Raw genomic sequence first — 12,570 nt, 5'->3', positions numbered from 1 at the left:
GCAAGCCTACTGGGTGCGCGGCGGGAACGCCTTGAACTTGCGGTAGTGGTTGGCCGCATTCAACAGCAGATAGAGCTTGCGGCGAGGGTTCTTCTCGGCTGCGAACTTCAACGGGTTCGAGACCTTGCCTGCCTTGAGCAGTGCTTCTGCCTTGCGGCCGGTTCCGCTGTCCAGGAAGCGGCGCAGCAAGTGGTGCGGCAGCACGGTGAATAGCCGCTGGCGCGACAGCTGCAAGACACCTGTCCCGGTGTCCACCACCGCGTCGGTTTCCGGGTTCGAGTGATCGAACTGCGCGCCGAGGAACTCGGTGACATAGAAACGGGCCGGGTTCACCCCGGCTGCGGTCAGGTAGAAGTGGTTGCGGCCCAGGCGCGGGTTGATCTCGAAGAATTTGATCTGGCCATCGCGGTGATCGTATTTGGCATCGATCATGGCAATTCCGCGCCAGCCCAGTTCTTCGAGCATGCGCGCGCCATCGGCGGCCATCGCATCGTTGCGACCGCTGACAATGGCGGCCGAATTGCCCAGCACCAGCGGGGCATGCTCCTCGATCACCACTTCGCCGTAGCCGGCGAAGATGACCTTTTCTTCCTGGGTGGCGAAGTAGGTGCACAGGCGCATCGCGTCATCTCCACCCGGAATGTACTCCTGGAAGATATAGCCCGAGTCGTAGCCGCTGCCATCGATTCTGGAAACCAGGGCTTCGAGGTCGGCGCGGCTGTCGATGGTGTGGATCTTCTGCTTGCCCTCGAACTTGGCGGCGATCCAATCCGCGGAGCTCGATGGCTTGCCGATGACCGGGTAGTCGAAGGAACCAACCAGCGAATCCAGCGGGGTTCCCGGGTAATACACGGCGGTGCGCGGGTGGGCGATGCCCAATTTTTCGGCGAGCGCGTAGAAGTTCTCTTTCAGTGCCGCACCCTCGATGGTTTCCAGCTGGGGGTACGGGATGACGTACTGTTCCTCAAGCTGCTCACGGTTCTTGGCGATCAGCATGATGTGGAAGTCCAGGGAGCCGAAAAGCATCAGCGGCCGATCCGCCGCGGCCTTCAGCTCATCGGCCAGCTCGACCAGGGCCGCGACTACGCGTCCCTGGTCGGCCATGGAGCCGATGGGGCGCAGTTCGATGGCTACCGAGTGCTCTATGACGCCGTTGCCGGCAGCCGGCAGAACCACCGAGCGCACCCCGTAGGCCTCGTAGAATTCGCGCGCCAAGGTGTAGGTGCCGATGTCCCCGCCGAGGATGACCGGGACAAATGGCTGGGTTGGATCGATTGCCAAAGTGGTGTTTTCCCTACTTCTTGCGCCAGTTCATGTATTTTTCGAAGGCCCACGCCAGGGGCTTGTTCAGCGCCAGGTCCCACTCGCCGTTGGTCTGCACGATGTCGCAGCCGGTGTTGGTCTTGAACTTGGTCAGCCCCGAGAGGTGGTGCTCCTTGTCCAGGGTCGCGCTCACGCCGCCCTGGTCCAGATAGCGGCAACCTGCCTCGATGGAATCGATGACCATGTGCTGCATGATCGCCTTCGGCGCGAACAGCTTGCGCTGCTCCGAGGAGGAAGCGCCGTACAGGTACCAGGCCAGGTTCGAGGAACGGATGACAATGGATGCGGCCAGGTCCACGCCTTCGTTGCTGGCGATGTACAGGGTGCAGGAGCCCGGCACCGCTTCGTTGAGCACGGTGTGCATCTTCTCGAAGTAGCCCAGCGGGCGGCCGGTGAAGTCCTGGCGGTCCGCGGTGTGGTTGTACAGGGCATGGAAGCGGGCCATGTCCTTGGTCTGGCCGACTTCGATTTCCAGGGTGCTCTTCAGCGCCTTGCGGGTCTCGTTGCGGGTGGTCGCCGAGTAGCTGGCCATGACCTGGTCCACGTCCAGCTGGTTGCCGTCATCATCTTGCAACGCCACGCGGGCCACGAATTCCGGCTGGCCCGCAGCGAAGTCCAGTCCCACATCTTCTTTGGAGAAGCCCATTTCCAGCAAGGCGTCATTCAGCGCTAGCGCGGTGCCTGAGGTGCTCTGGGTTTCAAGGTCAGCGAGCTGGGTGAACCCTTCCTTGCCCAGGTTCTTGCGCACCGCGGCGGCACCCCAGGTGCGCACGGCCAGTCCGGGGCCCATCTTCAGCTGGAATGCGCCACGATTCTTCAGGTAGGCGGCCAGCGGCTGGATTACCTGTCCCGGAGCATAGGTGCCGAAGTCGATGACCGGGCCATCGGGGATGTAGGCGAGGGTCTTCTTGATGACCGGGGCTGCACGATGCAGCACCAGTGCCGCGCCCACCAGCTCGTCTTCCTCGAACCAGCCGAGGGATTCACCGCGCCAGCCGCCCTTGACCTGAGCCCATTCGGGACGCTGCAGGAAGCTGACGTCTTGGGCGGTCTCAAGGAATGCTGAGTGCTCGGTGCCGGAAATCGGACGCACATGAAGTTCGTTGTGGCTCACGGGTGAAATCCTACCGTGCTTCCCTCTCCGGCTGGGGGATGCTGGATACCCCTAGGGGGTACTTGACTTAATACCCCTAGGGGGTATGATCGAAATATGGATACCAACCACACGCCACATGAAACAGCTGAGCACCACGGCTATCACGCGGATAAAAGCGCGTTGGAACGACGCCTGAAGCGCATTGAAGGCCAGGTGCGCGGAGTGGCCAAGATGGTCGATGAAGACAAGTACTGCATCGACATCCTGACCCAGATCTCCGCTATCAACGCGGCATTGCACAAGGTCAGCGTGCAGCTGATCGATGACCATATCGGCCATTGCGTGGTTGATGCGGCCAAGTCATCCATCGAGACGGGTGATCCATCCATCGTGCAAGACAAAATCGCCGAGGCCACGGCCGCCATCTCCCGTTTGGTGCGCTGAGCGCGCCCCAACGCACCCATTTCCAATTCACACAGAATTCATCGAAAGAGAGCAAGATCATGAGCCACAACTGCAATTGCGGATGCTCCTCGGAAAAGAACTCCAACCAGGGCCTGCAGATCATTCCCCGCGAGCAGAGCACCCCGCTGACTAGCCATATGGAAATCAAGATCTCCGGCATGACCTGCGGCCACTGCGTATCCTCTGTCACCGAGGAGCTCAAGGAGCTTGATGGGGTGCAAGAGGTGGAAGTGTTCCTCGATGCGAAGGGCGTGTCCACCGCCAACGTCACCACCAGCGCAACCGTAAGCGAAGAGAGCATTCGCAATGCCATCGACGAGGCTGGTTACACCGTCGAAGCAATTAACGCCTAGCCGCAAAAAAGCCAGGCACCAAGCCACAACGGCAAGAAAGTGCAAGGTCGTAAATCATGACTTCCCATGCCCCGCATGAAACAATCCCCGAATTGCGCACCGTCGATCTGGACATCCAGGGAATGACCTGCGCCTCGTGCGTGAATCGGGTGGAACGCAAACTCGGCAAGCTGCCCGGTGTCAGCGCGACGGTGAACCTGCCCCTGGAAACCGCCAAGGTCCAGGTCCCAGCCGATGTCACCGATGAAGCACTGATCGATACGGTGCACGCCGCCGGCTATACCGCTTCCCTCAAGCGCCCACCCAAACCCGCCAGTTCGGATCACCAGGGACACGGGGAGCATGATCACGGCGGGCACGAGCACCTGGTGCCCAACCACCTGCTGCGCCGCCTGCTGGTCTCCGCGATCTTCACCATTCCGCTGTTCATCATTTCCATGATTCCCGCAGCGCAGTTCCCGCATTGGGGTTGGGTCGCCTTCGCGCTGGCCACTCCCGTGGTCTTCTACGGCGCCTGGCCTTTCCACAAGGCAGCGGCCGTCAACGCACGGCACCTGGCCTCGACCATGGACACTCTGGTTTCCCTCGGTGTGCTCGCGGCCTACTTCTTCTCTGCAGTGCAGCTGATCCTCGATCCGCAGCTGACCGCCCATATCGGCATGTCCATGTCCGAGCATGCGCTCTACTTTGAAACTGCCGGCGTCGTGGCCACTTTGCTGCTGCTGGGCCGTTTCCTGGAGCACCGCGCCAAGTCCTCGGCATCCGATGCGCTGAAGTCCTTGCTGAACCTGGGCGCCAAGGATGCAGTGGTGCTTCGCGACGGCGCGGAAGTGAAGATCCCTGCCGGGCAGGTGCAGGTCGGAGACCATTTCGTGGTGCGCCCCGGCGAGAAGATCGCTACTGACGGCGTGGTCATTGACGGCGCCAGCGCGGTAGACACCTCGCTGCTTACCGGCGAATCGGTCCCGCAGAAGGCCGGGCCCGGCGATGAAGTCACCGGCGCGACCTTGAATGCCTCGGGCCGGCTGGTGATCGAAGCTACCCGCGTTGGCGCGGACACCACCTTGGCCCAGATGGGCAAGCTGGTCTCCGAAGCCCAGTCGGGCAAGGCGCCCATTGCCCGCCTGGCTGACCGGATTTCCTCCGTCTTCGTACCGATCGTACTGGCCATTGCGCTGCTCACGTTCGTGATCTGGTTCTTTGCCAGCGGCGATCCCTACCAGGCGTTCACCGCTGCGGTCGCCGTGCTGGTCATCGCCTGCCCCTGCGCATTGGGCCTGGCGACCCCGATCGGCTTGCTGGTCGGTACCGGCCGCGGCGCGCAGCTGGGCATCCTGATCCGCGGCCCGCAGGTCCTGGAAGATACCCGCAAGCTGGACACCATCGTGCTGGACAAGACCGGCACCGTGACCACCGGGGTCATGGCCCATCAGGGCATCGAGGCCATCGACGGAGTCGATCCCGATGAGGTCCTGGCCTTGGCCGGTGCCGTGGAACACCATTCCGAGCATCCGATCGCCCAGGCCATCGCCAAGGCCGCAGTCGACTTGGGCCCGCTGCCCGAAGCCAGCGACTTCGATTCCGATCCGGGCGGCGGCGTGGTCGGCACGGTCAACGGGCATCGCGTTGCCGTAGGCCGCTTCAGCTGGCTCGAAGCCCAGGGCGCGTCCTTGGATGACTCCGCCAAGGCCATGCTCGCGGAAGCCGAGCAGGCCGGCGCGACCGCCATCCTGGTCGCGGTGGACCAGCAGTTCCAGGCAGTGATCTCGGTGGCGGACAAGATCAAGGACAGCTCCGCAAAAGCTATTTCCGAACTCCAGGAGCGCGGCCTGCGCGTGGTGCTGCTGACCGGCGACAACCAGTCGGTGGCTACCGAGGTTGCCGCCCAGGTAGGCATCAAGGCCGAGGACGTATTCGCCGGGGTCTTCCCTGCCGGCAAGGCCCAGGCGATCACCTCATTGCAAGAGCAGGGCAAGGTCGTGGCCATGGTGGGCGATGGCGTGAATGACGCGCCAGCACTGGCGCAGGCCGACCTCGGCATCGCCATGGGCTCGGGCACCGATGTGGCCATCGAAGCCGCGGACATCACCCTGATGGGTAACGACCTGCATCAGGTCACGCAGGCCATCGACCTGTCGGCCCGAACCCTGTCCACCATCAAGATGAACCTGTTCTGGGCTTTCGCCTACAACACTGCCGGCATTCCGATTGCGGCCCTGGGCTTGCTGAACCCGATGATCGCCGGAGCGGCCATGGCAGCCAGCTCGGTGCTGGTGGTACTGAACTCGCTGCGGCTGCGACGGTTCGGGAAGTAGCCCTCCGTACCTCCCCACGCGGGGCATCGGTTGAACCGATGCCCCGCTTTGCCGCATCCATGCCCTTGCTTCCCGAATCATTACGAAGCGGAGAATCCCCCATTTCGCCAGCCACTTTCCACGATTGGCGTGGCCAAGCGGTTATCCGGGGCCCGAAGTGTGAAATTGCGACTTGCACCACGTTCATTTTTCTGCGCATACTGTGATGGCAATCACCACATATGCCGTTGATGCGTGGCGGGAGAGATCCGCTCACACCATGGGCGGGCGCCGTAGGAGCAATTTCCTCCCCGGGAAACTCTCAGGCACCTGTACCGCTACGAACAGGCACCTCTGGAAAGCAGCCCAGGTTCGTCCGGGCTCACCGAAGGAGCAAGCTTCACCCAGTATTCGGGTGGAAGTGAAAACTCTCAGGTTGTAATACAGATTGGGGAGGGACCAAGAACAGTGCCGCACCGAGCGCACCGGTTTCGAGGTACCCCCCGTGGCTTACCTGGCTCCTGCTCCCTGCGCAGCTTGCTAGGCACGCCAGCTGGCCCCCTCCCTATCGGATGTGCTCATCGAAGCGAGTCCCTGTGCTCCAAGCCATGAAGGCTTGGAGGCAGGACACCTTCGGGGCGTCACGCCACACTCCTGGAAGGCAACCAGCATGAGTACCACCAGTTCTGATCCCACTCTCGAGCGCGGGCTCTCCAATCGTCACATCCAGCTGATCGCCATTGGCGGCGCTATCGGCACCGGCCTGTTCATGGGCTCGGGCAAGACCATTTCGGTCGCCGGCCCGTCGGTCATCTTCGTTTACATGATCATCGGCTTCATGCTCTTCTTCGTCATGCGCGCCATGGGCGAGCTGCTGCTGAGCAACCTCGAATACAAGACCTTCGCCGACTTCGCCGGGGACCTGCTGGGCCCGTGGGCGGCGTTCTTCACCGGCTGGACCTACTGGTTCTGCTGGGTAGTCACCGGCATTGCCGACGTGGTGGCCATCGCCCACTACGTCGCCTTCTGGTGGGGCGACCTTCCGCTGTGGATCCCGGCGCTGGGCTGCATCACACTGCTGCTGGTGCTGAACCTGGCCACCGTGAAGGCCTTCGGCGAAACCGAATTCTGGTTCGCGCTGATCAAGATCGTGGCCATCGGCGCGCTGATCGTGGTCGGCTTGGTCATGGTCATCACCGGCTTCGAGCACGACTCGGCCACCGCTTCCTTCTCCAACCTGTGGACCGAAGGCGGCATGTTCCCCACCGGCTTCATGGGCTTCGTCGCCGGCTTCCAGATTGCGGTGTTCGCGTTCGTGGGCATCGAGCTGGTTGGCACGACCGCGGCGGAAACCAAGGACCCCGAAAAGACGCTGCCCAAGGCGATCAATTCGATCCCCATCCGCATCCTCTTCTTCTACGTCGGAGCCTTGATCATCTTGATGACCGTGGAACCGTGGAACCTGTTCTCCGCCGAGCAGTCCCCGTTCGTGGGCATGTTCGCCCTGGCCGGCCTGGCCGGTGCGGCAGGCATCATCAACTTCGTGGTGCTCACCTCCGCGACCTCCAGCGCCAACTCGGGGATCTATTCGACCTCGCGCATGCTGCGCGGCCTGTCCATGGAAGGCGATGCGCCCCAGGGCTTCGCCAAGCTTTCCAACCGCAAGGTGCCGAAGAACGCACTGATGTTCTCCTGCATGTTCCTGCTGGCAGGCGTCGCATTGCTCTACAGCGGCGACTCGGTGATGGGTGCCTTCACCCTGGTCACCACCGTCTCGGCCCTGTGCTTCATGTTCGTGTGGACCATCATCCTGCTCAGCTACCTGGTCTTCCGCGCACGCCGCCCGCATCTTCATGATGCTTCGAAGTTCAAGGTGCCCGGCGGGGTTGTCATGCCCTACGTGGTACTCGGCTTCTTCGGCTTCATCCTGTGGGCACTAACCACCCAGGCCGATACCTTCAGCGCCCTGCTGATCACCCCGGCATGGTTCCTGATCCTGGGCGCAGGCTACCTGTACATCCGCCGCAACCCCCAGCACCAGGCACTGCGCGCCGCGCACCTGGCGAAGGTGGCGCACGAACGCTATGAGGCCGCCGCCTACCGCGATGCGAAGTCCTTCTCCAAGCTTGAAGCGCAAACCGCGGAGCAGGTTTCCGAGGATATCCACCAGTAGCCCGAGCACCTGACAGGTCTCTCGATCAGGCCCCGGCATCACCAGATGCCGGGGCCAAACTGCATAGTCGCTGGGATCGCTACCGCGATCGCCGGGGTCGATGCGATCATGGCGGCAGGCAGCAACCACTTGCACAGTCCGACCCGCTGCCGCTTGGAGGAGAGAACCATGGCATCAACCGGTCCGTTACCGCGCTTCGAATTCGATCAGAGGCTGGGTGCCTTGCCTGATTGGAAGCGTGATGACTTGGGTTTGCGGGCCGCTTACCGTTTCGATTGCGCGAGCACGGCCTTGCAGTTCATTGTCCAGGTAGGCCTGCGCGCCGAGCAGGACAACCGGCATCCGCACCTGGAGTGGCGGGTTTCCATCGTCGAGCTGCGCCTAGCGCATAACCAGCCCGAGCATCTGGGAGCACTGGATCTGGAATTAGCCCGCCATATCTCCATCGAGGCCGGCAAGCTCGAAGCGCAGGTGGTCACCGAGCACTGGTAGCCCCCGGCGTTCGGCCTTGGCGCCGGCGGGCTACCAGCAGCGAGATGGCGATGCTCTGCACCGCACCCACCAAGGCGCCCAGCGCCGTCATGGAGATGCGGTCGATGAGCAGGGACGCGGCCGGTTCAGGGCTGACCAGGTGGACCATGAGCAGTGCGGTGACCGTCATGAAGACCATCCCCACCGCATAGTTGCGCAGGATCACCAGCTCGATGACGAACTGCGAGGCCAGCGCAGCGGCCAGGATCACCCAGACCGGGGAATCGAAGGCGAAAACTATTGCGGTCAGCGCTACGCCAATGCAGTTGCCTGCGCAGCGCTGCAGCCCGCGGGCTACCCGCGCATAGGCATCAGCGCCGGTGACCGCGGCGATCGCGCCGAGACTGGCCCAGTACCAGTGGCCGTCGCTGAGCAGATGCCCTGCGATGCCCGCCAGCAGCACGCCCGAGCCCATTTGAAGCGACTGGGCCATGGCCATGGGCGAGGGCGCCCAGGCATATCCGGAGCGCAGGGTATGGAGCAGGTTGGCCTTGCGCATCGACAGGCCAAGCATCAGCAGCATGCTGAAGGCCATTGTTCCGCCGCCGGCCAGCAGCACCCCGGTGAAGCTTTGCGAACTGGCCGGGATGCCCAGGCAGGCGCCGCCGGCGAAGACCGCGAAGACCGGTCCCGGCGGCATCCAGCGCGCGGCATGGGAGACGTAGTTGGCGCCAAAACCAATGAATGCCAGCACTAGCACACGTACCGGGAACGGTGCCTCGATAAGCGAAAAACAGGTGCCCAGCAGCATTGCGGCCAGCTGCACGATGCCTGCCGAGAACTGCTGCCAGAAACGCGGCGCGTACGCGTCGAAACGGCCGAAGACCGCGCAGAAGGCGCCGAACGCTGCATACATTGCCCAGTCAAGGCGGCCAAGGCCGGCTAACAGGATCAGCGGCGCGGCCAGGCTGATCGTCGCCTTGGCTGCCGGGATGAGCGACGGGCGGTGCGGGGCCACGACGACGCTGCGCTGCACTATTTCTTCCAGGTGGCGCTTCACTGGCGTGCCTCGCCGTCTTGCGTAGCGACCAGCTGCAGCAAGGCGCGCAGCTGCTCCCGCTGCGGCTCATCCAATGCGCCGAAGACCTTAGCTTCGTTATGCGAGGCAGCCTCCATTGCCCGGGCAGCGAATTTCCGGCCCTCGGGAGTCAGCGTGATGACGTTGCGGCGGCGGTCTTCCGGATCAACTTCGCGTTCCAGGATCCCACGGCTCGACAGCTGATCGAGGTAGGCCACCAGATGGCCGCGGTTCACATTCGAGCGATCTGCCAAGTCTTTCTGGAAGAGGCCGCCGAACTCCTCCAGCGCGCAGATGATGGTGAAATGATGCCGGGATAAGGACTCGGATTCCATCAGCTCGGTGAGCTCCTGGGTGCCGATGCGGCCGGCTCGGGCGGTGAGATAGCTCAGCGAGTTCCATTGGAACTGCGGAATCCGGTATTCGTTCATCCCTTCAAAATATCATTTCGGCTTGAAACGATTTCGCCATGAAGCAGTTTATCCGATGAATCTCACACGCAGCTGGCGCGCGTTCCATCGCCAGCTGCGGTCCACGGAATCATCGTCTCTTGGAATGTGAGGGCTTGTTCTCCTTGGCCGCCGCCATAGTGCGCCGCCTGTCAGAGCCGAAGATCAGCCAAGAGGAATTTGGCGCCCAGTTCGCCGATGAGGATGGCCGGGGCATTGGTGTTGCCGGTGGTGATCTTGGGCATGATCGAGGCATCGATGACGCGCAGCCCTTCCAAGCCGCGTACCCGCAGCTGCGGATCCACCACGGCCTGCGCATCCGTGCCCATGCGGCAGGTACCCACCTGGTGGTGGTAGGTCACGACGTTGTTCCGAATGTAATCCTCCAGCTGCTCATCGCCGCGTATTTCTTCGCCCGGGTAAATTTCCCTCGCTCCCCAGTCCCCGGCCAAGGCATCTTGCTCCACCATCGCGCGGCATTGCTTCATCGATACCAGGAATGCCTGCATATCCCGCGGATCATCCAGCGCATTCAAATCGATGTTCACCAGGTCATCCAAGCCGGGCCCGCCCAGGGTGATTTCGCCGCGGCTGTGCGGGGTGACGATCCCGGAGTGCAAGGTGAAGGCAGTGCCGTCGACCGGTTCCATGCCCGGGGAGTACATGGGCACGGCGAAGAAGATCGGCTGGGTGTCCGGGCGATCCAGGCCCTCGCGGGATCGGGTGAACATGTGCGATTGCGAGACGGAGACCCCGGCACGCGGGGCGGGTATCGCGCGGGTGGTGGTTTCGGCAATCACCGGTGCCAGCAGGTGGTCATGCAGGTTCTTTCCGACCTGATCCAGCTCATGCAGCGGCATGACGCCCGCGGCTTCGAGCTCGGCCACCGGGCCGATGCCTGAGCGCAACAGGATTTGCGGGGATCCCAGGGCACCGGCGCTGAGCACCACCTCATCCGCGCGCAGCTCCTGCAGCTGCCCGCCGATCCGATAGCGCACGCCTACAGCGGATCCGGATTCGAGGATCACCGAATGCACTTCGGCATCTGTGATGATTTCCATGCGCTCGCGCACCGGCTTCAGATAAGCCTTCCAGGTGTTGATGCGTTGACCGCCAGCAACGTTGATCTGCTCCTTGGAAACGCCTTCCAGCTGCTCGCCGTTGTAGTCGGGATTGAACCGGATTCCGGACTGCACCGCGGCGTCGATAATCGACTGGTGGATCTCATCCAGCTCGTAGTCGTTGTCCACCGGCACCAGCCCATCGCTGCCGTGGAATTCGCTGGCGCCGCCAGAGAAGTTCTCGATTTCCTTGTAGATCGGCAGCACATTCTTCCAGGCCCACTGCTCGCCGCAGTCCTTGGCCCAGTCATCGAAATCCTGCGGGGCGCAGCGCACCCAGATGGTCGCATTCAGCGCGTGGGAACCGCCGAGCACCTTGCCCCGTGGCAGGTGCATCGGCTTGTTCGCTGCCCCGGCCATCGGGACGGTGTGGTAATCCCAGTCGTCCTTGCTATGCCACAGCTCGCCCATGCGCGAGAGGTCGTGGATGGCAGGGTTGGTGTCCTCGGAGCCAGCTTCGAACAAGGTCACCAGCGCCCCGGCATCCACGAGCCGGCGCGCGACCACCGAGCCAGCCGAACCTGCGCCTACGACTATGACCGACTTGCTGCCCATGGGTTTTCCTCCAGCTAGGATGCCTGCGAAACTTGTTTCTCCCAGCCTGTACAGGCCAGCGGGCTTTCCCTTGGCATCCGGCGCACAACAATTGGCATCGCGTGCGCGTTTTTACCCAACGGGCCGCTTAGATCCCCTTGCGTGCCGCACGCAGTTCATCGACACGCACCAGCACCACGCCGCACACAATCAGCAGGCCGCCGAACAGCTGCACCGCACCCGGCAGCTCGGAGAGCAGCAGCCAAGCCCACAGCACCGCGAAAAGCACCTCGGTCAACGAGATGAAGCTGGCCACCTTGGACCCCAGTTCCCGGGCGGCCATCACCCCGGTGGTGTAGGAGAACACGGTGGCGATCAGGATCAGCCCGGTCAAGGCCAACCACCACGGCGTTTCATATCCAGCAAATGATCCGCTGCCGGCGGCCCACTGCATTGGAAGGATTCCCAAGCCGCCAACCAGCAGCATGGTTAGCGCGCCAACGGCCATGCCACCGGCCGACAGCATGATGGGTGGCAGCGCGCCATCGACCTTGGCGCTAATGAAGAAGTAGACCGTCAGGCCCACCGCTGCCCCCAAGCCCCAGAGCACGCCGATAGGATCAATCCGCGTGGCGCCGGTCAGATCCAGCACCGCCACCAGGCCCGCCAATGACAATAGGGTGCCAGCGATCGTTGCCGCCGACGGGCGCTTCTGGTGCTTGGCCCAGAGCACCAGCACGATGAGCACCGGAGCCAGATACTCCAGCAGCAAAGCCACCCCGACATCCAAGCGCTGCACCGCCAAGAAATAGCACAGCTGGCAGGCTCCCACTCCAAACAATCCGAAGAGCACAATCGACACCCAGTTGGTGCGCAGCAACGTCCAGCGGCCGCGCATCGCCAGGACCGCAGGGATCGCCAGGACCAGCGCGGCGCCGGCCATGCGTGCGGCCACGGCCGCAGTGGGACTCCACCCTGCTTCGAAAAGCCCCTTGGCGAAGGAGCCGGAAATCCCGAAGGCCGCGGAGGATGCCAGCGCAATCCAGATCCCCCGGGACTGGCTTTGACGCAGTACTGGACTGCCGGCAGTGGCGGCCGGAAGGCCGGAATCAGACAGGTCGCTCATGAGGATCTTTGAAGTCTTTCGCGGAGAATTTCATGCCGCCGTTCAGGGGCAAATGGGGGTATGAGCATGACGATACGGTTAGGCTTG

11 protein-coding genes and 1 riboswitch are annotated in these 12,570 nt (G+C 63.0%); of the genes, 5 read left to right on the top strand and 6 right to left on the bottom strand.

What is annotated here, in order from left to right; all coding sequences use genetic code 11:
• Nucleotides 1-6: 6 nt before the first annotated feature.
• Complete coding sequence (locus tag ACIP6G_RS07425; RefSeq protein ID WP_365942781.1) at nucleotides 7-1,281, bottom strand: hypothetical protein; 1,275 nt, start codon at nucleotides 1,279-1,281, stop codon at nucleotides 7-9.
• A 13-nt stretch (nucleotides 1,282-1,294) separates the two neighbouring features.
• Nucleotides 1,295-2,437 carry a peptidoglycan bridge formation glycyltransferase FemA/FemB family protein gene (locus ACIP6G_RS07420; protein WP_133834168.1) on the bottom strand — a complete coding sequence of 381 codons (1,143 nt, stop codon included), beginning with the start codon at nucleotides 2,435-2,437 and terminating at the stop codon, nucleotides 1,295-1,297.
• A 96-nt stretch (nucleotides 2,438-2,533) separates the two neighbouring features.
• On the opposite strand from ACIP6G_RS07420, the gene ACIP6G_RS07415 reads away from it, so the two are divergent.
• The 5 genes from ACIP6G_RS07415 to ACIP6G_RS07395 all read left to right on the top strand — a co-directional run bounded on the left by ACIP6G_RS07415 (nucleotide 2,534) and on the right by ACIP6G_RS07395 (nucleotide 8,196).
• Entirely contained in the window at nucleotides 2,534-2,863 is a 330-nt protein-coding gene (locus ACIP6G_RS07415; protein ID WP_105656113.1) for a metal-sensitive transcriptional regulator, read from the top strand.
• Between the two features lie 59 nt (nucleotides 2,864-2,922).
• A complete protein-coding gene (locus ACIP6G_RS07410; RefSeq protein WP_365942782.1) occupies nucleotides 2,923-3,237 on the top strand; it encodes a heavy-metal-associated domain-containing protein in 315 nt (104 codons plus the stop codon).
• A 56-nt stretch (nucleotides 3,238-3,293) separates the two neighbouring features.
• Nucleotides 3,294-5,552 (top strand): heavy metal translocating P-type ATPase, encoded by a 2,259-nt coding sequence (locus ACIP6G_RS07405; RefSeq protein ID WP_365942783.1) that lies wholly within the window; start codon nucleotides 3,294-3,296, stop codon nucleotides 5,550-5,552.
• Between the two features lie 228 nt (nucleotides 5,553-5,780).
• Nucleotides 5,781-5,879, top strand: a riboswitch (glycine riboswitch).
• A 322-nt stretch (nucleotides 5,880-6,201) separates the two neighbouring features.
• Complete coding sequence (cycA, locus tag ACIP6G_RS07400) at nucleotides 6,202-7,704, top strand: D-serine/D-alanine/glycine transporter (RefSeq protein WP_365942784.1); 1,503 nt, start codon at nucleotides 6,202-6,204, stop codon at nucleotides 7,702-7,704.
• Between the two features lie 168 nt (nucleotides 7,705-7,872).
• Entirely contained in the window at nucleotides 7,873-8,196 is a 324-nt protein-coding gene (locus ACIP6G_RS07395; RefSeq protein WP_365942785.1) for a 4a-hydroxytetrahydrobiopterin dehydratase, read from the top strand.
• Here ACIP6G_RS07395 and ACIP6G_RS07390 read toward each other — a convergent pair.
• The 4 genes from ACIP6G_RS07390 to ACIP6G_RS07375 form a co-directional block, all read right to left on the bottom strand.
• A complete protein-coding gene (locus tag ACIP6G_RS07390; protein ID WP_365942787.1) occupies nucleotides 8,180-9,235 on the bottom strand; it encodes an FUSC family protein in 1,056 nt (351 codons plus the stop codon). The genes ACIP6G_RS07395 and ACIP6G_RS07390 overlap by 17 nt on opposite strands.
• Nucleotides 9,232-9,684 carry a MarR family transcriptional regulator gene (locus tag ACIP6G_RS07385; protein ID WP_365942788.1) on the bottom strand — a complete coding sequence of 151 codons (453 nt, stop codon included), beginning with the start codon at nucleotides 9,682-9,684 and terminating at the stop codon, nucleotides 9,232-9,234. The genes ACIP6G_RS07390 and ACIP6G_RS07385 overlap by 4 nt, the downstream gene beginning before the upstream one ends.
• 170 nt (nucleotides 9,685-9,854) lie before the next feature.
• The gene (locus ACIP6G_RS07380; RefSeq protein WP_365942789.1) at nucleotides 9,855-11,378 is read right to left on the bottom strand and encodes a GMC family oxidoreductase N-terminal domain-containing protein; all 1,524 of its coding nucleotides are present in this window, start codon (nucleotides 11,376-11,378) and stop codon (nucleotides 9,855-9,857) included.
• Between the two features lie 127 nt (nucleotides 11,379-11,505).
• Nucleotides 11,506-12,483: an EamA family transporter gene (locus ACIP6G_RS07375; RefSeq protein ID WP_332595217.1), complete on the bottom strand. Its 978-nt coding sequence runs from the start codon at nucleotides 12,481-12,483 to the stop codon at nucleotides 11,506-11,508.
• Nucleotides 12,484-12,570 lie beyond the last annotated feature (87 nt).

The organism is Glutamicibacter sp. NPDC088483 (genome assembly GCF_044753145.1).
GTDB lineage: Bacteria > Actinomycetota > Actinomycetes > Actinomycetales > Micrococcaceae > Glutamicibacter.
This window is presented reverse-complemented; position numbering and strand designations above follow the sequence as displayed.

What these genes read in the sequence shown, in the direction of transcription:
- ACIP6G_RS07380 (WP_365942789.1), bottom strand. Translation starts at nt 11,378, where the DNA reads ATGGGCAGCAAGTCGGTCATAGTCGTAGGCGCAGGTTCGGCTGGCTCG.
- ACIP6G_RS07395 (WP_365942785.1), top strand. Translation starts at nt 7,873, where the DNA reads ATGGCATCAACCGGTCCGTTACCGCGCTTCGAATTCGATCAGAGGCTG.
- ACIP6G_RS07375 (WP_332595217.1), bottom strand. Translation starts at nt 12,483, where the DNA reads ATGAGCGACCTGTCTGATTCCGGCCTTCCGGCCGCCACTGCCGGCAGT.
- ACIP6G_RS07385 (WP_365942788.1), bottom strand. Translation starts at nt 9,684, where the DNA reads ATGAACGAATACCGGATTCCGCAGTTCCAATGGAACTCGCTGAGCTAT.
- ACIP6G_RS07405 (WP_365942783.1), top strand. Translation starts at nt 3,294, where the DNA reads ATGACTTCCCATGCCCCGCATGAAACAATCCCCGAATTGCGCACCGTC.
- ACIP6G_RS07415 (WP_105656113.1), top strand. Translation starts at nt 2,534, where the DNA reads ATGGATACCAACCACACGCCACATGAAACAGCTGAGCACCACGGCTAT.
- cycA (WP_365942784.1), top strand. Translation starts at nt 6,202, where the DNA reads ATGAGTACCACCAGTTCTGATCCCACTCTCGAGCGCGGGCTCTCCAAT.
- ACIP6G_RS07410 (WP_365942782.1), top strand. Translation starts at nt 2,923, where the DNA reads ATGAGCCACAACTGCAATTGCGGATGCTCCTCGGAAAAGAACTCCAAC.